General features: G+C 71.5%; 18 protein-coding genes and 1 pseudogene. 12 read left to right on the top strand and 7 right to left on the bottom strand.

Translation table 11 applies throughout. From position 1 onward, the window contains the following. Complete coding sequence (gene ctaD / locus ACIHFB_RS03210; protein WP_400125021.1) at positions 1-1,638, bottom strand: cytochrome c oxidase subunit I; 1,638 nt, start codon at positions 1,636-1,638, stop codon at positions 1-3. Between the two features lie 106 nt (positions 1,639-1,744). Here ctaD and ACIHFB_RS03205 point away from each other — a divergent pair, with 106 nt between their 5' ends. Continuing rightward, positions 1,745-2,293 (top strand): sigma-70 family RNA polymerase sigma factor, encoded by a 549-nt coding sequence (locus ACIHFB_RS03205; RefSeq protein ID WP_365269241.1) that lies wholly within the window; start codon positions 1,745-1,747, stop codon positions 2,291-2,293. Beyond that, the gene (locus tag ACIHFB_RS03200) at positions 2,286-3,275 is read left to right on the top strand and encodes a CU044_5270 family protein (protein WP_400125020.1); all 990 of its coding nucleotides are present in this window, start codon (positions 2,286-2,288) and stop codon (positions 3,273-3,275) included. The genes ACIHFB_RS03205 and ACIHFB_RS03200 overlap by 8 nt, the downstream gene beginning before the upstream one ends. A gap of 24 nt (positions 3,276-3,299) precedes the next feature. Here ACIHFB_RS03200 and ACIHFB_RS03195 read toward each other — a convergent pair whose 3' ends face one another. Continuing rightward, positions 3,300-4,289: a fibronectin type III domain-containing protein gene (locus ACIHFB_RS03195; RefSeq protein WP_400125019.1), complete on the bottom strand. Its 990-nt coding sequence runs from the start codon at positions 4,287-4,289 to the stop codon at positions 3,300-3,302. 398 nt (positions 4,290-4,687) lie between these two features. Between ACIHFB_RS03195 and ACIHFB_RS03190 the strand changes: the two genes are divergently transcribed. Beyond that, complete coding sequence (locus ACIHFB_RS03190; protein ID WP_400125018.1) at positions 4,688-5,392, top strand: glycoside hydrolase family 75 protein; 705 nt, start codon at positions 4,688-4,690, stop codon at positions 5,390-5,392. Between the two features lie 7 nt (positions 5,393-5,399). Here ACIHFB_RS03190 and ACIHFB_RS03185 read toward each other — a convergent pair whose 3' ends face one another. Continuing rightward, positions 5,400-6,161, bottom strand: coding sequence for an SDR family NAD(P)-dependent oxidoreductase (locus tag ACIHFB_RS03185; protein WP_400125017.1), 762 nt, complete (start codon positions 6,159-6,161; stop codon positions 5,400-5,402). Between the two features lie 153 nt (positions 6,162-6,314). Between ACIHFB_RS03185 and ACIHFB_RS03180 the strand changes: the two genes are divergently transcribed. Continuing rightward, positions 6,315-6,953 (top strand): TetR/AcrR family transcriptional regulator, encoded by a 639-nt coding sequence (locus ACIHFB_RS03180; protein WP_365269228.1) that lies wholly within the window; start codon positions 6,315-6,317, stop codon positions 6,951-6,953. A 64-nt stretch (positions 6,954-7,017) separates the two neighbouring features. Here the strand turns inward: ACIHFB_RS03180 and ACIHFB_RS03175 are convergent, their stop codons facing one another. From ACIHFB_RS03175 to dhaK, 3 genes are read right to left on the bottom strand one after another with little or no spacing between them, the layout of a single operon-like run. After that, a complete protein-coding gene (locus ACIHFB_RS03175) occupies positions 7,018-7,428 on the bottom strand; it encodes a PTS fructose transporter subunit IIA (protein ID WP_365269225.1) in 411 nt (136 codons plus the stop codon). Beyond that, positions 7,421-8,020, bottom strand: a complete 600-nt coding sequence (gene dhaL / locus ACIHFB_RS03170) for a dihydroxyacetone kinase subunit DhaL (RefSeq protein WP_365269222.1) — start codon at positions 8,018-8,020, stop codon at positions 7,421-7,423. Before dhaL ends, ACIHFB_RS03175 begins: the two co-directional genes overlap by 8 nt. A gap of 47 nt (positions 8,021-8,067) precedes the next feature. Beyond that, positions 8,068-9,060 (bottom strand): dihydroxyacetone kinase subunit DhaK, encoded by a 993-nt coding sequence (dhaK, locus tag ACIHFB_RS03165; RefSeq protein ID WP_365269219.1) that lies wholly within the window; start codon positions 9,058-9,060, stop codon positions 8,068-8,070. A 474-nt stretch (positions 9,061-9,534) separates the two neighbouring features. Between dhaK and ACIHFB_RS03160 the strand changes: the two genes are divergently transcribed. The 8 genes and pseudogenes from ACIHFB_RS03160 to ACIHFB_RS03125 all read left to right on the top strand — a co-directional run bounded on the left by ACIHFB_RS03160 (position 9,535) and on the right by ACIHFB_RS03125 (position 17,831). Next, positions 9,535-10,539, top strand: coding sequence for an alpha-L-glutamate ligase (locus tag ACIHFB_RS03160; RefSeq protein ID WP_365269216.1), 1,005 nt, complete (start codon positions 9,535-9,537; stop codon positions 10,537-10,539). Positions 10,540-10,566: 27 nt separating this feature from the next. Continuing rightward, positions 10,567-10,777, top strand: a pseudogene (locus ACIHFB_RS03155) (PPOX class F420-dependent oxidoreductase); the annotation flags it as partial. Positions 10,778-10,787: 10 nt separating this feature from the next. Beyond that, positions 10,788-11,255: an RpiB/LacA/LacB family sugar-phosphate isomerase gene (locus tag ACIHFB_RS03150; protein ID WP_400125016.1), complete on the top strand. Its 468-nt coding sequence runs from the start codon at positions 10,788-10,790 to the stop codon at positions 11,253-11,255. Positions 11,256-11,349: 94 nt separating this feature from the next. Continuing rightward, positions 11,350-11,718: a ferredoxin gene (locus ACIHFB_RS03145; RefSeq protein ID WP_365269210.1), complete on the top strand. Its 369-nt coding sequence runs from the start codon at positions 11,350-11,352 to the stop codon at positions 11,716-11,718. Between the two features lie 105 nt (positions 11,719-11,823). Further along, on the top strand, positions 11,824-13,002 hold the full coding sequence (locus ACIHFB_RS03140) for an acyl-CoA dehydrogenase family protein (protein ID WP_400125015.1): 1,179 nt from the start codon (positions 11,824-11,826) through the stop codon (positions 13,000-13,002). Between the two features lie 9 nt (positions 13,003-13,011). Then, positions 13,012-13,857: an oxygenase MpaB family protein gene (locus ACIHFB_RS03135; RefSeq protein ID WP_400125014.1), complete on the top strand. Its 846-nt coding sequence runs from the start codon at positions 13,012-13,014 to the stop codon at positions 13,855-13,857. A 116-nt stretch (positions 13,858-13,973) separates the two neighbouring features. Further along, complete coding sequence (locus ACIHFB_RS03130; RefSeq protein WP_400125013.1) at positions 13,974-16,211, top strand: tetratricopeptide repeat protein; 2,238 nt, start codon at positions 13,974-13,976, stop codon at positions 16,209-16,211. Positions 16,212-16,265: 54 nt separating this feature from the next. Beyond that, positions 16,266-17,831, top strand: coding sequence for a phytoene desaturase family protein (locus ACIHFB_RS03125; protein ID WP_400125012.1), 1,566 nt, complete (start codon positions 16,266-16,268; stop codon positions 17,829-17,831). 21 nt (positions 17,832-17,852) lie between these two features. On the opposite strand, the gene ACIHFB_RS03120 is transcribed toward ACIHFB_RS03125, so the two are convergent. Then, complete coding sequence (locus ACIHFB_RS03120) at positions 17,853-19,634, bottom strand: serine hydrolase (protein WP_400125011.1); 1,782 nt, start codon at positions 19,632-19,634, stop codon at positions 17,853-17,855. Positions 19,635-19,639 lie beyond the last annotated feature (5 nt).

Below are 19,639 nucleotides of genomic sequence, written 5' to 3'. Positions count from 1 at the left end.
TCACCGTGTCGTCAACTCCCGCTCCGGGACCGGTGCCTGGGTGCCGTATCGGGGATGGTGGAGGTCGAACGCCGGGGACTCGCTGCGGATGCGGGGGAGGGCGACGAAGTTGTGCCGCGGCGGTGGGCAGGACGTCGCCCATTCCAGCGAGCGGCCGTAGCCCCACGGGTCGTCGACCTCGACCTTCTCGCCGTACTTGGCCGTCTTCCACACGTTGTAGAAGAAGGGCAGCAGGGACAGCCCGAGGACGAACGAGAACACGGTCGACAGTGTGTTGAGAGTCGTCAGCCCCTCCACCGCCAGATAGTCGGGAATCCGGCGCTGCATTCCGTTCACCCCGAGCCAGTGCTGGACCAGGAAGGTGCCGTGGAAGCCGATGAACAGCGTCCAGAAGGTGATCTTGCCGAGGCGCTCGTCCAGCATCTTGCCGGTGAACTTCGGCCACCAGAAGTGGAAGCCGGAGAACATCGCGAACACCACCGTGCCGAAGATGACGTAGTGGAAGTGGGCCACGACGAAATAGGTGTCGGACGTCGGGAAGTCCAGCGGCGGCGAGGCGAGCATGACGCCGGTCAGACCGCCGAAGACGAACGTGACCAGGAATCCCGTGGCCCAGAGCATGGGTGTTTCGAAGGACAAGGAGCCCTTCCACATCGTTCCGATCCAGTTGAAGAACTTCACGCCTGTCGGTACGGCGATGAGGAACGTCATGAAGGAGAAGAACGGGAGTAGCACTCCGCCGGTGACGTACATGTGGTGGGCCCACACCGTCACGGACAGGCCCGCGATCGCGATGGTCGCGCCGATCAGGCCCATGTAGCCGAACATCGGCTTGCGGGAGAAGACCGGGATGACCTCGGAAATGATGCCGAAGAACGGCAACGCGATGATGTACACCTCTGGATGGCCGAAGAACCAGAAGAGGTGTTGCCAGAGCAGGGCGCCGCCGTTGGCGGAGTCGAAGACATGCGCCCCGAATTTTCGGTCCGCCTCCAGGGCGAACAGCGCGGCCGCGAGGACCGGGAAGGCCAGCAGCACCAGGACACCGGTGAGCAGCACGTTCCACACGAAGATCGGCATCCGGAACATGGTCATGCCCGGGGCGCGCATGCAGATGATGGTGGTGATGAAGTTGACCGCGCCGAGGATGGTGCCGAAGCCGGAGAAGGCCAGGCCCATGATCCACAGGTCGGCGCCGACGCCCGGCGAGCGGACCGCGTCCGACAGCGGGGAGTAGGCGAACCACCCGAAGTCGGCCGCTCCCTGCGGGGTGAGGAAGCCGCCCACCGCGATCAGCGAGCCGAACAGGTACAGCCAGTAGGCGAACATGTTCAGCCGCGGGAACGCCACATCGGGCGCGCCGATCTGGAGCGGCATGATCCAGTTGGCGAAGCCGGCGAACAGCGGCGTCGCGAACATCAGCAGCATGATCGTGCCGTGCATCGTGAACGCCTGGTTGAACTGCTCGTTCGACATGATCTGCAGGCCCGGACGGGCCAGCTCGGCGCGCATGAGCAGCGCCATCACGCCACCGATGCAGAAGAACGCGAAGGACGTGACGAGGTACAGCGTTCCGATCGTCTTGTGATCAGTGGTCGTCAGCCACTGGACGGCCTTGATGTTTCCGAAGCTCTTCACGCCCCGCCTGTGTCCGCGCCCCGGGCGGACGTCACACTCGAGTGAGGCGACGAGCGTCACAGAAATCGGGTGTGACGATCGGCGGAGTGCCGGACACGAACGGAATATGAGCAACGACGAGATCTTCGCCGCTGCCTATCGCGAGCACTACTGGGCGGTCAGCCGCTATGTCGCGCGGCGACTGGACGGGCGTACGAGTGAGGTCGAGGAAGTGGTGGCGGAGGTGTTCACCGTCGCCTGGCGGCGCCGGGAGGACCTGCCGGCCACGCCGCTGCCCTGGCTGTACGGCGTGGCACGCAACTGCCTGGCGAACGCGGTACGCGGCTACGGGCGTCGGCGGCGACTGGTCGACCGGATGGGCAACGACGACGCCGCGCACAACCGGCACATCGAGGCCGGGCCCGACGCCGAGTCGCCCGGCGCCTGGGTGCACGACGCGCTCGCCCGGCTCGCCCCGGCCGACCAGGAGGTGCTGCGCCTGACGGCCTGGGAGGAACTCGGCGTGGAGGAGGTCGCCGTCGTCCTCGGCTGCGGCCGACGGGCCGCGTCCATGCGGCTGCACCGGGCCCGCGGCCGGCTGAGAGGCGAGATCGACCGGATGCGCCCCGCAACCGCCGCTGACGCGACACCCTCTAAGGAACACGGCCATGGCTGACGAACTCGAACTCCTGCGTCGCGCCAACCCGGTGCCGGGCGACGGTCCCCACTTCGGCGACGGACCGCTGGACCACCCCGCCGAGCGTCACCTCGACCGACTGCTGCACGACCGGCCGGCCCGCCCCCGCAGCCGTACGCGACGGGCATGGACCCTCGCGGCCTCAGCCGTGGTGGCCGCTCTGGTCTCGACGCTGCTGTTCACCGGCCAGACCACCGCGCCGGCGGTCGCCGCGCCCCGCCCGCTGGTGGTGCAGGCCGACTCCACCCCCGTATCCCTCAAGGCGATGGCCGAGCGTGCACATGCGGCCACGGGCGAAGGCTCACCGACCCTGCGCAAGGGCACACACGTCCAGTCGTGGAGCCTCGGCATGAGCGATGACGAGCCGCCGATCACCCTCCCCGAGGAACGCATCGTGCGCTGGCGGGCGGACGACAGCCACACCGAGCTCGTCGTGGCGACCGACCCACAGCATCCGGGCCGGCAGGTCCTCACGGACGAGGACGGCGAACCACGCCTGGTCGATGACGGCCACGTCATCAGCGACCGCACCTACCCGCCGAGTTGGAGCGACGCCCCGCCCCAGTCGCCCCCGCCCTCGGACGCGGCAAAGCTGCACGACTACCTCGAAGAGGCGGAGCGTGCCTTTCTGTCCGACCACAGCAAGCCGCTGAGCACGTCCGAACTTCTCGACGCCACGCAGACCCTTCTCGACAACTGGACCCTCGGCGCCCGTGAGTCCGCCGCACTGCTGCGGCTCCTGGCCGACGCGGAGGGGCTGCGGCCCGTCGGACAGGTGACCGACCGGCTCGGCCGGCGCGGGCAGGCGTACGTGTACGACGAACAGGGGACCCGCCGGATGCTGATCCTCGACACGAGCACCGGCGCCGTCCTCGGACTGGAGACCACGTTCACCAAGCCCCAGCCCGAGTACGGCGTCAAGGCAGGCGACGTCATGGATTACAGCGCCTGGACGCGCTGACACCGGCGACCCGGGCGGAACGGTCTAGCCGCCGGTCGTCACCGTCCGTTCCGCCGAGAAGCCACCCCACGTGCCGTCCGGCAGCTTCGCCCGGATCCGTACGCGGTGGGCGACCCCGGCATCGCGGCCCACGTAGAAGCTGTAGGTCGCCCGGTCGCGCGGTGCGGTGCCGCCCCAGACGAGAGAGGTGGCCGGTTGCCCTTCGAGCTGGATCTGATACTCCGTGACCACACCGTCCGTGAGGGGCGGGACCCAGGAGAGGTCGATGTAGTAGGCCCCGTCGGCGAGGTGCGTCGCCGCGCGGAAGTCGGTCGGGGCCGTGCCGCGTCCGTCGTCGGCGCCCGGAGCGGTCGTGAGGCGGACGGTGCCGGCGGCCGGTGAGAGGTTGTCGGCCGCGTCCCGGGCCCGCACGGTGAACACATAGCGAGTGCCCGGCCGCAGACCCGTCACCACGGTCGCCGTCTGGTTCCCGCCCACACTGTGGATCTTCGTGGTGCCCTGGTAGATGTCGTACGACACCACGTCCCGGTCGTCCGTCGACGCGGACCAGGAGAGCTCGACGGCCCGGCTGCCGACCACCCGGCCTTTCGGACTCCCGGGGCCGGTCGGGGCCACCTTGTCGGCCGCCACGGCCCGCGGTGTCCTCGCCCGGACCGCCTTGCTCTGCGGCCCGAGACGCCCCTCGGTGTCTCTGGCCCGCACGGTGAAGACATACATGGTGGACGGCCGGAGCCTGGTGACATCCACCATGTGCTCGGACCCCGGTACTTCCTTGACCTTCGTGGTGCCGCGATACACCTCGTACCGGCTGATGCCCTGATCCGATGAGACCGCGTTCCACATGACGTGCACGCTGGTGGCGCTCCCCGCCTCGGCGGTCACGCCCACCGGCGCCCCGGGCAGCCGTTCGCCGCCGCCGTCAGCCTTCCCGCCCCAGCCGCAGGAAGCGACCAGCGTCAGCGTGCAGAGCGCCAGGATCGCGCGCCATGGAGCGGGGGCGGGAACGACTCGCACGGCTCTGCCTCCCGGGGACGGCACGGCAGCAATGGTCCGGACCAATATGACGCCAGTGATGCGATCACATCAAGAGGGCGGTCGTTGGTGGCGGTCCCGGCGGGGTTACGTATGCTGAAGCTCCTCACGGCTGAATTCCCCTTGAGGGATCGGGAGTTCATGCCGGTGGCGCGGAACGCTGTCGTCGCTGATCCCGCGCCGGCGCGGGCGGCCGGGTGGCCGGAGCCGATTCGGGCCCGGCCGCCCGGCCCCCGTCGGACCTCGGCATACACACTCCGGCGTTTGTCCGATCTTCAGAGGCATGCGCCGTCCGGCCCCCTAATGCTGGACGCAAGATCGAAACGGCACCAGATTGGGCCGCGTGTCCGCCTGTGTCCCCCAGGAGAGGGTCCCTCATTGTGCGTGTCCAGTCCCTGGCACTGGTCGTGGCCGGTTGTGCCGTGCTGGCCCCCACGGCGTCGCCCGCGCCGCGAGCCGAACCCGCGGTCCCCGACGGGCGGCCGGCGGTGTGGCGCGAAGGTGACGTCCTCGCCGCCGACCTGCTGGCCAGGGTGCAGGACTGCACCCCCGTCTCCCAGGGCCGCTATCGCAGCGACAGTGGCGCGCCCGCGACCATCCCGGTGTGCGGCACCGAGGACGCCGTCTTCTGGAAGGCCGACATGGACATCGACTGCGACGGTCGGCCCGGCCTCGAATGCAACGCCCGGACCGACCCGTTCTTCACCGACACCACGGCCTACCAGCAGTCCGACGGCCGCCACTTGGACGCCGAACGCCTCCCGTACATCGTCGTGCCGCTCCCGAGCCGCATCTGGGACCACCGCGCCCACGGAGTCCGCGGTGGAGCGGTGGCCGCAGTGATCCACGAGGGTCGGGTCCAGTACGCCGTCGTCGGCGACACCGGCCCGCACGACATCATCGGCGAGGCGTCCTACGCCACCGCCCGCGCCCTGGGCATCGACCCCGACCCGCAGAGCGGCGGTACGGGCTCCGGCGTCACCTACATCGTCTTCAAGGACAGCCAGGTGAACCCCATCGAGGACCACGCCGGAGCCGTCCTCGTCGGGGAGCGGCTGGCGCGACAGTTCGTCCGGGGCGGGTGAGCCGGGGTCAGACGGCCGACCAGCCGTCGTCGACGGGCAGGATCACGCCGTTGATGTTGCTCGCCGCGTCCGAGGCGAGGAAGACGATGGCTGCTGCCTGCTCCTCGGGCTGGGCCAGCTTGCCGACGTTGGCGAAGTGCGGGCGGAGCGCGGCGGGGCCGTGTGCGCCCGGATCGGCGTCCACCGCGATGCCGGTCTGCGTACCGCCCGGCGCGATGGCGTTCGCGCGGATTCCCTGCTTGCGGTACATCACGGCCAGGGACTTCGTCAGCCCCACGACGCCGTGCTTCGACGCGGTGTAGGCGGCGCCCGCCGCGCTGCCCCGCAGCCCCGCCTCGGAGGCGGTGTTCACGATCGCACCCTTGCCCGCGGCCAGCATGTGCGGCAGCACCGCGCGCGCCAGCAGGAACGGCGCGGTCAGGTTGACCCGTATGACCCGCTCCCACTCCGCGTCGCTCACCTCGCCGAGCGCCGACATCCGGTCCATGATCCCGGCGTTGTTCACCAGGACGTCCACCCCGCCGAAGCGCTCGACGGCGGTCTCGGTCACCTGGTCGACGACGGCCTGCTCGCTCAGGTCTCCGATGACGGCGACCGCGGTGCCGCCCGCCTGCTCGATCTCCTTGACGACTCCCTGGGCGCCCTCGGCGTTGAGGTCCGCCGCCACCACCCGGGCACCCTCGGCGGCGAAGGCCAGAGCGGCCGCGCGCCCGATGCCCGAGCCCGCTCCGGTGACGATGACGCTGCGTCCGTCCAGTCCGCCGGCCATGTGGTGCTCCTGTCTGTGCGTACGGGGGCCGAAGCCCTTGGCGTGTCAGGGCGTCGAGCCCGTTCGGCGCCACTCTACGACTTATTGTCTGCCAGTGACATAAAGTCGTGGGGGAGAATTCCGGGGGAGCAGCCACCGGAGCCGGAGGACCACATGACCGCCCCCAGCGGACGCACGGGACGCCCACCCCTCACCGAGGAGCGCAAGGCCGAGATCCGGCTGGAGATCGCCCAGGCCGCGGTGGACCTGTTCGTCGAGCAGGGCGTGGCCGCGACCACCGGCGAGGAGATCGGCCAGGCGGTCGGCGTGTCGGCGCGCACGGTGTGGCGCTACTTCCCGAGCAAGGAGAGCTGCGTGTCGCCGCTGTTCTCGGCGGGCATCGACAGGATCGCCGACCTGCTGCGGGAGTGGCGGCCCGGGCAGCCGCTCGACGAGGCCTTCGCACCGGAACTCGCGACCGGCCACCACCTCGTCGCCGGACCGGCCCGGACCACCATCGGGTCCCTGGTCCGGCTGACCCGCACCGAACCGGGACTGCGCGCGGTCTGGCTCCAGACGTACGACGAGGCGGAGCCCGCGTTCGCCCGCGCCCTCGCCGAGCGGGCCGGGCTCGGCGGCGACGATCTGCGGCCGACGATCCAGGCGGCGATGTTCAACGCGGCCCTGCGCGCGGCGGTCGAGCACTACGCCTGGCGCGGCGCCGACCCGCGGACCGACCCGGAGACGGCGGAGGCCGAACTGCTGGCGACCATGCGCTCGGCGCTCGCCGTCGTGGGAGAAGGGCTCACCTAGGGCCTGTCGGGCACGCAGCCGCCTCCCTGCGAGACAGGCCCCAGCGGCCGGGGCCCAAGGGTTTTCACACCTTCCGGTAGGTGTACGCCTCCACGGCCGCCGCCTCCACCGCCGCGAGGTCGGCGCCCGTGGACGCCGTCACCACCGCGGCGACCGCGCCCTCGACGAAGGGCGCGTCCACCAGGCGGGTGCCGTCCGGGAGCTCGTCGCCCTCCGCGAGCAGGGCCTTCACGGTCAGCACCGCGCTGCCGAGATCGGTGAGGACGGCGACACCGGCGCCCCGGTCGACGGACGCGGCCGCCGCGGCGATCAGTTCGGCGCTGGTGCCGAGTTCGCCGCCCTCGGTGCCGCCCGCGGGGGCGACGGGCACGGAAGTGCCGCCGCCCGCAAGGGCCTTCGCGAGCGCGGCCACCGACGCGGCGACCTCGGCGCTGTGCGACACCAGCACGATCCCGACCAGCTTGCCGTCACTCACCGGCCGCCTCCGCGAGAGCCGCGATCAGCAGCGCCGACGAGGTGGCGCCGGGATCCTGGTGCCCGATGCTGCGCTCGCCGAGGTAGCTCGCCCTGCCCTTGCGGGCCTGCAACGGCGTCGTCGCCAGCGCCCCTTCCTCGGCGGCGGCCCGTGCCGCGGCGAACGAGTCGTCGAGGGCGTCCACGGCGGGCACCAGCGCGTCGATCATGGTCTTGTCGCCGGGCGCGGCCCCGCCGAGCGTCATCACGGCGTCCACGCCGGTGCGCAACGCCTGCGCGAACTCCTCCTCACTCACCTCGGCGGCATCACCCAGCGCCTTGCCGGTCCGGCGCAGCAGCGTCCCGTACAGCGGCCCCGACGCGCCGCCCACCGTCGAGATCAACTGCCGTCCGGCGAGGGTGAGAACGCCGCCGGGCGTGTCCGGGGCTTCCTTCTCCAGGGTGGCGGTCACGGCGGTGAACCCGCGCTGAAGGTTGCTGCCGTGGTCGGCGTCCCCGATGGGCGAATCGAGGTCGGTGAGCCGTTCCGCCTCGCGGTCGACGGACGCGGCCGTCGCCGTCATCCAGCGGCGGAAGAAATCGGCGTCGAGCACTGGATCTCCTTGCGTGGTAGGTGCGTTGACTGCGTCCCTGGGCAGGCTCACATACCCCAGCGCAGGCCCGGCGTCTTCACCGGCGCGTCCCACAGCCCGAGCATTTCCTCGTCGATCTGGCACAGGGTGACCGAGGCGCCGGCCATGTCGAGGGACGTGACGTAGTTGCCGACGAGCGTGCGGGCGACGGCGACACCCCGCGTGGCGAGCACCCGCTGCACCTCCGCGTTGAAGCCGTACAGCTCCAGCAGCGGCGTCGCGCCCAGACCGTTGACCAGCACCAGGACGGGGTTGCGCGGGCTGAGGTCCGCCAGGATCGCCTCCACGGAGAAGTCCGCGATCTCACCCGACGTCATCATCGCCCGCCGCTCACGGCCGGGCTCGCCGTGAATGCCGATGCCCAACTCCAGTTCACCGGGCGGCAGATCGAAGGTGGGACTGCCCTTGGCCGGCGTGGTGCAGGCGCTGAGCGCCACGCCGAAGCTGCGGGAGTTCTCATTGACCTGCCGGGCCAGGGCCTCGACGCGCTCCAGCGGCATCCCCGCCTCGGCGCCCGCCCCCGCGATCTTCTCCACGAACAGCGTGGCACCGGTGCCGCGCCGTCCGGCGGTGTAGAGGCTGTCGGTGACCGCCACGTCGTCGTTGACGAGCACCTTGGCGACCTGGATGCCCTCGTCCTCGGCGAGCTCGGCCGCCATGTCGAAGTTGAGCACGTCACCCGTGTAGTTCTTCACGATGAACAGCACGCCCGCCCCGCTGTCCACGGCTGCCGCCGCCCGCACCATCTGGTCCGGCACCGGCGAGGTGAAAACCTCTCCGGGACAGGCCGCCGAGAGCATCCCGGGACCCACGAAACCGCCGTGCAGCGGCTCGTGCCCCGAGCCGCCGCCGGAGATCAGGGCGACCTTCCCGGGGACGGGCGCGTCCCGCCGTACGATCACCCGGTTCTCCACGTCCACGGTCAGTTCGGGATGGGCGGCGGCCATACCCCGCAAGGCGTCCGTGACCACGGTTTCCGGGACATTGATCAACATCTTCATGGGAACCTCCTGATGAACCAGGCTGACCTCGTACCTGCCCCCGCGGACCGTCGGGCATGACTGTGCTGGGGATCGACGGTCCCGGAAGCCGCTTTTGGCAGTATCGGCGCTGGAGCGGCGCTGGTCACGTGGGGCGGCACTCCCGGCGCGTAGCGGCGTGGCCCTCGCGCCTGCGGCAGGGCGCACGGGAGGGGGCGGACGGCGCAGAGGCAGGGGCAGCAGGCGGCTGCTCGTGCGCCCTGGTACGGCCTCCCGCGGCGCGCCTACAGTGTGGCGCCACGGCCCTGCGCCACGGATCCCGGCAGGGCAGCCCCACCTCGTGGTCACCGGCTATCCAGGCCCGGCCACCGTCCGGTTCCGGCACAGCTCGCCGACCGGCGCGGCGTGAAGAGCGACGGGTGCCGATGACCGCCCCGCGCGAAACGACACCCCGTGACAGCGTCCGGGCCGCGTCACCGCCGGTGCGCGGCACCCGTGCGCGTCGAGTACCCGCTGGAGGCCGCTGTGGACCGACCGTGCATCGCCCTGATCGCCGACCCGACCTCGCCCGAAGGGTGCGCCGAGGTCCTCGCCCGGGCCGTGGAGCTGCTCACCGGCGCGCCGCCGGTCCGTGTCGACGCCCGGCACTTCGCCGTCGGCGGTACCGGCCTCGGCGTCCGCGACGGAGACCGCTTATGCCTGCAAGTGCCGGAACAGCAGCTGCACTTGGTGCCCGACATCGTCCTGCTGTACGAGATTCCGCCGCACCGCCGCCGCGCACTCGCCGGCTTCCAGCGCCTCCTCGCCCGCCATGACGTGGTGACGCTCGGCACCGGGGTGACCGCCTGGCGGACCGCGACGGAGAAGGACCTCACCGTCGAGCGTTTCCGGCGGGACGGCATCGCCCAGATGGAGACCGTCGTCCTGTCCGCGCCCGACCCGCACGAGGCTGCCGCGGCCCTGGACAAGCTCGGCCGGGACGCCTGGGCCCGTCCGGTGGTCGGAACCGGCGGCAACGACGTCTTCCACATCACGACGGGCGAACAGCTGGAGCGGGCCGCCGCCTTCTACGCCGCCGGCCGCACCGCCTGGCTCCTGTCCCGGGACGCCGGGAACATCACCCCCGACGGTCGGCGTCACCAGTTCCGGGTCTTCGTGCTGGGCGGTCGTGTCATCCATGCCCGGGAGCACCTCCAGCCCGAGCCCGACACCCCCTGCAACACCTGCCAGGGCGCCACGCCCGTCGCCATCGCCCCGCACGACCTCCCCACCCGCCTCACCGACCTCGCCGTCGCCGCCACCGCCTCGGTCGGTCTGCCCTTCGCCGGCGTCGACCTGGCCGTCGAGAACGGAGGCGTCGTCTTCGAGGTCAACGTCCAGCCCGCCTTCGTGGACGGCGAACTCGACACGGTGGCCAAGCCCTACGTCCAGGCACACCTCGACGCCCTCGCATCGGGAATCGGATGGCCGGAATCGGATCTTCTGTTGGACTGCCGATGAGGGCGGGCCCACCGTCGAAGTCGGTACGAGAGCCGGGTACGCCTGAAGCACCTGCGCCGCGATCCGCGCGTGACCCTGAGCATCCTGGACAAGGACGACTGGTACACGCACGTCGGTCGGCCGGCCGTACCCGGACCGCGTTCGCGCCCGGGTCAGCGCATGGATCGAGGTCGACCGCCGGCACGGCCGGGGCGCGATGAAGGACAGCGACCAGGCGTCCACCTCAATCACTCGGTAGGCTCCGGGCCATGCGGATCTCCGTCTCCTCGGACATGGACGAACCCGTGGCCCGCGCCCTCGTCGCGGAGCTGCGCACACGGGGCCACGAGGTGGTGACACACGGGGCGCTGCACCCCGGCGCCGACCCGCAGTGGGCCGCGTGCTCGGAGGCGGCGGCACGCGATGTCGGCGCCGGGACGGCGGACCAGGCGGTGGTGTGCTGCTGGACGGGCACCGGCGCGTCGATCGCCGCGAACAAGGTGCCGGGTGTACGGGCCGCGCTGTGCACCGACGCCTACACCGCGGGCGGCGCCCGCCGCTGGAACGACGCCAACGTATTGGCGCTGAGCCTGCGGCTGACCTCCGAACCCCTGCTCAAGGAGATCCTCGACGCCTGGTTCGCCGGTAACGCCAGCGAGGACGCCGAGGACCGGGAGAACGTGGACCGGGTCGGACGACTGGACGCCGGCAGGGCATCCTCGGGCGGCGACAGCTGACGAGGAGCCCTGCGGGACTCCCGGACGACCAGGACGCCCGGCAGGTCCGGGCCGCACCGGGTTTGGCGCGGCCGGGTCCGGCTACCCGACCCGGGTGACGACATCCCAACAGGAGCTCGTCCGGTTCCTGGAGGACCGCTTCGCATGCGCGCTGGCCTGCACCGAGTGCGCACGCGCGTGTGCCCTGCGCGCGAGCCTCCTGGACCCCGACGGGACACAGAACCAGGAACTCGCACGGCGCAAGGGCATCATGTGCGCGGAGGTGTGCGACGCGACCTGCCGTGTGCTGTCCGAACAGGGCGGCCAGGACGAGGGAGTGGTGCGTATGCAGCTGGAGTGGTGCCGGACGGTGTGCCTGGAGTGCGCGCACCTGTACGACGGGCAGCCGGACGCCGAGGCGGCCGCCGAGTCGTGCCGGGAGTGTGCTCGGGCCTGCACGGACTTCCTCGCCACCCTCGGCTGACCGCGCTCGAAGCAGCCAGGCATTCGCCCTTTGCCATTCCCAATTTCTGAAACACGTTCTACGGTGTGCGCCGTCAGGACCGGCCTGGGGAAGCCTGGAGGCGCCGTGCATCTGGACTACACGCCCGAGCAGCAGCGGCTGCGCACCGAACTGCGTGCCTATTTCGCGGAGTTGGTGCCACAGCACGCCCAGGCCCGGTTCGCGGACCCCGCCACCCAGAAACGGTTCTACCGTGACACCCTGCGGCGGCTCGGCACCGACGGCTGGCTCGGCGTCGGCTGGCCCGAGGAGTACGGCGGCCGCGGCCTGACCGCGATGGAGCAGTTCATCTTCTTCGACGAGGCCGCCCAGGCCGGCGTACCTCTCCCGCTGATGGCGCTCAACACCGTCGGCCCGACGATCATGCAGTACGGGACGGACGAGCAGAAGGCGTACTTCCTGCCGAAGATCCTCTCCGGCGAGATCGACTTCGCCATCGGATACAGCGAGCCCGACGCGGGCACCGACCTCGCCGCGCTGAAGACACGTGCGGTGCGGGAGGGCGACGAGTACGTCGTCAACGGCCAGAAGATCTGGACGACCAACGGCGACACCGCGGACTGGGTGTGGCTCGCGGTGCGCACCGACCCGGACGCCGCGCCGCACCGGGGCATCACCATGCTGCTGGTGCCGACCTCCGACCCCGGCTACTCCTGCACGCTGATCAACACCCTCGCCTCGCACGACACCACGGCGAGCTACTACGAGAACATCCGCGTCCCCGTCTCGCGCCGCGTGGGCGAGGAGAACCAGGGCTGGCGGCTGATCACCAACCAGCTCAACCACGAGCGGGTCACCCTCGCCGCCCACGGCACGATGGCCATCCGCGCCCTGCACGACGTCCAGCGCTGGGCGACGGACACCAAGCTCGCCGACGGCCGCCGGGTCGTCGACCTCCCCTGGGTCAGCCGCCTCCTCGCCCGTACCCACACCCGGCTCGACGCGATGAAACTTCTCAACTGGCAGATGGTGAGCGCGGTCCACGACGGCACCCTCACCCCGCAGGACGCCTCGGCGGTCAAGGTGTACGGCTCCGAGGCCCGCCGTGACGCCTACGCCTGGCTGATGGAGATCGTCGCCGCCCCGGGCGTCCTGAAGGAGGGCTCCGCGGGCGCGGTCCTCCACGGGGAGCTGGAGCGCGGCTACCGCTCCGCCGTGATCTTCACCTTCGGCGGCGGCAACAACGAGATCCAGCGGGAGATCATCTCGTGGATCGGTCTGGGGATGCCGCGCGTACGGCGTTAGTCTGCGGACATGACGGGTGATCCGGGCCTGTTCGGCCCCGGTTCCGTGACCTGGCAGATGCACGGCGACCCGATGATGTGGGTCGCCGGAGTCCGCGCGCTCTATCTCCAGGCACTGCATCCGCGCGCCGTGCGCGGCGTCATGCAGAACTCCGACTTCCGCAGCGACGCCTGGGGCCGGCTGATGCGGACCGCCAACTTCGTCGGCACCATCACCTACGGCACCAGCGAGGCCGCCGAGCGGGCGGGCGCCCGGGTGCGGAAGATCCACAGCATGCTCGGGGCGACCGACCCGGACACCGGGGAGCGGTACGGCGTCGACGAACCCGAGCTGCTGCTGTGGGTGCACTGCGCCGAAATAGACTCCTACCTGCACGTCGCGCGCCGCTCGGGTTTCCGGCTCACCGACGCGCAGGCCGACCGGTACATCCGCGAACAGCGGGTCGGCGCCCGGCTGGTGGGCCTCGACCCGGACTCCGTACCCGCGAACCGGGCGGAGATGGCCGCCTACTTCGAAAAGGTGCGCTCCGAACTCGCCGCCGGACCCGAAGCACGCACGGTGGACGACTTCCTCCTCCACCCGCCGACGCACCCGGTGCTCATACCGGCGCGCGAACTGCTGTGGCGGCGTGTGGCACATCTGGCGTATGCCGCCCTGCCACCGTACGCCCATGCGCTGTACGGCAGACCGGCCCCGCAATCCGCCGTCGTCACCCGGCAGTTGTGTGCCACGGGCACCCTGCTGCGCTGTGTTCCCGCGCGTGTGCGTTGGCAACTCCCGCCCAAACACATCCTCCGCGCGATGGCCCGCCTCGGCCCCGGCTCGCGCCCGGCACCGTACAAACTCGGACGATAGGTCGCCATACTGGACGAGCAACGGGGGGAGTGTCACGGAAGGGTCCGACCGATCGCCGGCGGCGGGATCCGTGAGGCAGCGGGCGGGGCGACCATCGACGGGGGCGACGGCAGGAGATGGCGGAGACCAGGCTGATCCAGGGCCGGTACCGGCTGCTCGACCTGATCGGGCGCGGGGGCATGGGCGAGGTGTGGCGGGCGCGCGACGAGTCGCTCGGCCGGCTGGTGGCCGTGAAGTGCCTCAAGCCCCTCGGCTCGTCCCACGACCAGGCCTTCACCCGTGTCCTGCGCGAGCGGTTCCGGCGCGAGGCCCGGGTGGCCGCCGCGCTCCAGCACCGCGGCGTGACCGTCGTCCACGACTTCGGGGAGTACGACGGCGTCCTCTACCTCGTCATGGAGCTCCTGGAGGGCCGCAACCTCAGTCAGCTCCTGGAGGACAACAAGCACCATCCGCTGCCCGTCCCGGACGTCGTCGAGATCGCCGACCAGGTCGCCGCGGCCCTCGCCTACACCCACCAGCAGGGCATCGTGCACCGGGACCTGAAGCCCGCGAACATCATGCGGCTCACCGACGGCACGGTGAAGATCTGCGACTTCGGCATAGCGCGCCTGGGCCATGACATCGGCTTCACCTCACGGCTGACCGGCACGGGCATCGCGATGGGCACCCCGCACTACATGTCGCCGGAGCAGATCAGCGGAACGGAGGTCGACCGGCGCAGCGACCTGTACTCACTCGGCTGCGTGCTGTACGAAATCGCCACCGGGGTACCCCCGTTCGACCTGGACGACGCCTGGGCGATCCTCATCGGCCACCGCGACACGCCGCCGCAGGCGCCCCGCAGCCACCGCGCGGAGCTGCCCGAGTACTTCGAGAAGGTCATCCTTGACCTGCTGGCCAAACGGCCCGAGCAACGCCCGCACGACGCCCGCGAGTTGTGCCGCCGGATCGACGCGGGCCGCACCACGCCGACGTACGTGCCGACGGTCGTGACACCCCAGCCGGAGCTCCGCCCGCCCGAACCGGCACCCCGCGAGACCCGGCTGCCGTCCTGGACCCGCGGTATGACCACCGGTCACAAGGCGACCGGCGCCGGCCTCAGGATCACACCCCCGGACGCCGGAGCCGGCCTCACCGGCGAGTGGATCGCCCGTCCGGTCACCGGCCGGACCGAGGAGCCGGTGCAGGTGGAGCCGCCCGCCCCGCCCCCGCAGGCGCTCACCGCGCTGGCCGGCCGGCACAACGCGGGCCTCAGCCTCGGGCGGCTCGGACGCTGGGCCGAGGCGGGCGAAGTGCACCGTGCGGTCGTCGCCGAGCGCGAGCACCTCCTCGGCCCCGACCACCCCGACACCCTCGCCAGCCGCTACGAGGTCGCCTTCACCCTCAGCCGCACCGGCCGTGCCGCCGACGCCCTGCGCGAGTACAAGCACGTCGCCGCGGCCCGCACCCGGGTGCTCGGCGCCGACCACCCCGACTCGCTCGCCGTGCGCCAGGAGATGGCGTACGTCCTGGGCCAGTTGGGACGGCACTTCGACGCCCATCAGGTCTATGCGTCGGTCCTCGCGGCCCGGGAGCGCACCATGGGCGCCGACCATCCCGACACCCTGCGCTGCCGGCACAACCTCGCCTTCAACCTCAGCCGCCTGGGACGCCTGGAGGACTCGTACCGCATGGCCTGCGACGTGGCCGCCGCGCGCGCCCGCGTGCTGGGCCCGAACCACCCCGACACCCTGGTCACGCGCTACGAAGTCGCTTATGCGCTGGGCCAGTTGGGCCGCTGGCCGGAAGCCCTGGAGACCTACGTCGAAGTCGCCGAGGCGCGCGCCCAGGCGCTCGGCCCCGACCACGCCGACACCCTCGCCGCCCGCTACGAGGTCGGCATCAGCCTCGGCCGCCTCGGCCGCAGCGCCGACGCCCTCAAGCTGTACCGGGACCTGATCGAGGACCGCGGCCGCGTCCACGGCCCCGCCCACCCCGAGACCCTGCGCGCCCGCCACGGCCTCGGCGTCAACCTCGGTCGGCTCGGCCGGTGGGAGGAAGCCCTGGCGGAGTCCCGCGACGTGTGCGCGATCCGCGAGCGGGTGCTGGGCCCCGACCACCCGGACACCCTCGTCAGCCGGCGCGAGGTCGCCGTCGGCCTGGGCTGGCTCGGCCGCTGGGCCGACGCCCTCACCGAGTACCGCCGGGTCGCCGTCGCCCGTGAACGCGTCCTGGGCGCCGATCACCCCGACACCCTCGCCAGCCGCAACGACGAGGCCCACTGCCTCGAACAGCTCGGCCGGGGCGCGGAGGCGGTCGAGCTGTACCGCAGGGTCGCGGTGCTACGACAGCAGCGGGCGTCCGGCGGACCCTGACCTCGGCCCCGCCTCCCTATGGCCGACCTAGATCATCACGTGTTACGAAGAACCATGCCTGCACACGAAGGACGCACGTACGACGCCGTCATCGTCGGCGGTGGCCACAACGGCCTCGTCGCCGCCGCCTACCTGGCCCGGGCCGGACGCTCCGTCCTGGTGCTGGAGCGGCTGGACCACACCGGGGGCGCCGCCGTGTCCACCCGCCCGTTCGCGGGCGTCGACGCACGGCTGTCGCGCTACTCGTACCTGGTCAGCCTGTTGCCGAAGAAGATCGTGCGGGATCTGGGGCTGAACTTCCGGGTGCGCGGACGCACCATCTCGTCGTACACGCCCGTGGAGCGGGACGGCAGGCCCACAGGACTCCTGGTCGGCGGCGGCGAACGGCGCACCCGCGAGGCCTTCGCGCGGCTCACCGGCGGCGAGAGGGAGTACCAGGCCTGGCAGCGGTTCTACGGTATGACCGGCCGGGTCGCCGAGCGGGTCTTCCCGACCCTCACCGAACCGCTGCCCACCCGCGACGAACTGCGCAGTCGCGTCGACGACGAGGAGGCCTGGCGGACCCTCTTCGAGGACCCGATCGGTGTCGCCGTCGAGGACCGCTTCAGCGACGACCTGGTCCGGGGTGTGGTCCTCACCGACGCCCTGATCGGGACCTTCGCCGACGCCCACGACCCCTCGCTGCGGCAGAACCGCTGCTTCCTCTACCACGTGATCGGCGGCGGCACGGGCGCCTGGGACGTACCCGTCGGCGGTATGGGGGCCCTCACCGACGCCCTTGCCGCCGCGGCCCGCAACGCGGGCGCCGTCATCGCCACCGGCCACGAGGTGGAACGGATCGCCACGGACGGCCGTACCGCCGAGATCACCTACCGGACCGCCGACGGCGAAGGTGTCGCCGCCGCCCGGCACGTCCTGGTGAACGCCTCCCCGCAAGCGCTCGCCGCCCTCACCGGCGACGCGCCGCCCGAGCCCGCCGAGGGCGCCCAGCTCAAGGTGAACATGCTGCTCAAGCGGCTGCCCGCGCTGCGCGACAGCTCCGTCGACCCACGGGAGGCGTTCTCCGGCACCTTCCACATCGCCGAGGGCTACGAGCAGCTGGCCGCCGCCCACGCCCAGGCCGCCGCCGGTGAACTCCCCGCCCGGCCGCCCTCGGAGATCTACTGCCACTCGCTCACCGACCCGACGATCCTCGGCCCGGCCCTGGCCGAGCGCGGCTACCAGACGCTCACCCTGTTCGGCCTGCACACGCCCGCCCGGCTCTTCGCACAGGACAACGACGCCGTACGCGACGAACTGCTGAAGTCCACGCTGGCCCAGCTGGACGCCCACCTCGCCGAACCGCTCGCCGACTGCCTCGCGACCGACGCGGAGGGACGGCCGTGCATCGAGGCGAAGACGCCGCTGGATCTGGAGCGCGACCTGCGGCTGCCGGGCGGCAACATCTTCCATCGCGACCTCGCCTGGCCGTACGCCCAGGAAGGCGTCGGCCGCTGGGGTGTGGAGACCGCGCACGCGAACGTCCTGCTGTGCGGGGCCGGCGCGGTGCGCGGCGGCGGGGTGAGCGGCGTTCCCGGGCACAACGCAGCCATGGCGGTCCTTCAGGGGTGCGACGGCTGACCTGTCCGGGCTGAGCCGGCGTCAGTCGGCCGACCTGGTCCAGCCCGTCGCCTCGATGCGGGCCGCGTCCGCCGGGCGTGCCTCGTCGAAGAGGACGCCCTTGGCCGTCCGGACGCTCAGTGTGTCGACGTACGCTCCGCGGCCGACGTACAGCCGGTCGGTGGCGTACCGCCAGCGCAGGGTGAGCTGTCGGGCGGGCGGCAGGTCGGCGGTCAGGCGGTGCCAGACGCGGCCGGACCAGCCGGTGACCGAACCCGCCGGGTGCTGCTGCGGCTGCTCGTCGTGGCGTTCGGTGCTGAACGGGACGGGCTGCCAGGTGGCGCCGCCGTCCGTCGTGGATTCCAGGAACAGGTTGTCCGAACGGGGTTCGGTGTCCCACCACAGCGCACAGCCGAGCTGGGCACCCGCGTCGGTGTCGAGCGCGGGGAGGGCGAGGGTGGCGGTCGTGAGACTCGCCATGCCCGAGAACCAGGCCGTACGTCCGTGTGCCGGGCGGACGGCCACGGCGCGGGCCAGGTCGTTGGCGGCGGCCACCCGGGGTGCCGAGCCGGAGCGCCAACTGCGCACCGGGTGAACCGAGTTGCCGAGCACGACCAGGAACGAGTCGGTCGTCGGGTCCAGCACGAGCGAGGTGCCGGTGAAACCGGTGTGGCCCGCGGTGCGCGGGGTGGCCATCGCGCCCATGTACCAGTGCTGGTAGAGCTCGAAGCCCAGGCCGTGCTCGTCACCGGGGAAGTCGGTGTTGAAGTCGGTGAACATCAGCTCCACCGACTCCGGACGGAGGATGCGCGAGCGGCCGTAGGTGCCGCCGTTGAGCAGGGTCCGGCCGAGGATCGCGAGATCCCACGCGTTCGAGAACACCCCGGCGTGGCCGGCGACTCCGCCCAGGCTGAAGGCGTTCTCGTCGTGCACCTCGCCCCACACCAGCCCCCGGTCCAGCCCCGACCACGGTGCGCGCGCGTCCTCCGTGGCCGCGGTCTTCGGCTTCCAGGAGGCGGGCGGGTTGTAGCGGGTGCGGTGCATGCGGAGCGGCGCGGTGATCTCCTCGCGGAGGAGGGTGTCGAGGCCACGGCCGGTGAGGTGTTCCAGGATCAGCTGGAGCGAGATCAGGTTGAGGTCCGAGTAGAGGTAGGTGGTGCCCGGTGGATTGAGCGGCGCCTCGTCCCAGATGAGCTGGAGCTTCTCCTCGTACGTCGGTGCGCTGTAGAGGGGGATCCAGGGGCGGAACCCCGAGGTGTGGGTGAGCAGTTGACGGACCGTGATGTCCTGCTTGCCCGCGGCGCCGAACTCCGGGAGGTACGAGGCGACCGTCGCCTCCAGCTCCAGGGCGCCCCGTTCGATCTGCTGCACGGCGAGGATCGACGTGAACAGCTTGGAGACGGAGGCCAGGTCGAAGACGGTGTCCTCGGCCATGGGGATCTGCTGCTCGGCCGGGAACTCGACGCCGGTGTCGGTCTTTTCGTCGTACGCCGCGTAGCGCACCGCCATGCCGATCGGCTCATGCAGGGCCACTGTGCCGCCACGCCCGGCGAGCAGCACGGCGCCCGCGTACCAGGGGTACTTGGGGGAGGGGCCGAGGAAAGCCTTTGCGTCGGTGACGAGTTGACGCAGGTGGGCGGAGAGCAGGCCGGCGCGCTCGGGGGAGCCGGGGCGCAGGGTGGGGTGGCCGTGGGATGCGGCGGCTGTCGCGGGTCCGGCGGGGAACGGGGCGACGGCCAGCGCGCCGCCCACGGCGAGTGTCCGTCGGGCCAGTTGACGGCGGGTCAGTCCACGTCGTCTGTCGGGCACTGCGTCTTCGGTCATCGACA

The sequence above is a fragment of the Streptomyces sp. NPDC051963 genome, from assembly GCF_044593495.1.
Classification (GTDB): domain Bacteria; phylum Actinomycetota; class Actinomycetes; order Streptomycetales; family Streptomycetaceae; genus Streptomyces.
The sequence above is the reverse complement of the archived record's forward strand: the minus strand, read 5'-3'. Positions and strand labels throughout refer to the sequence as shown.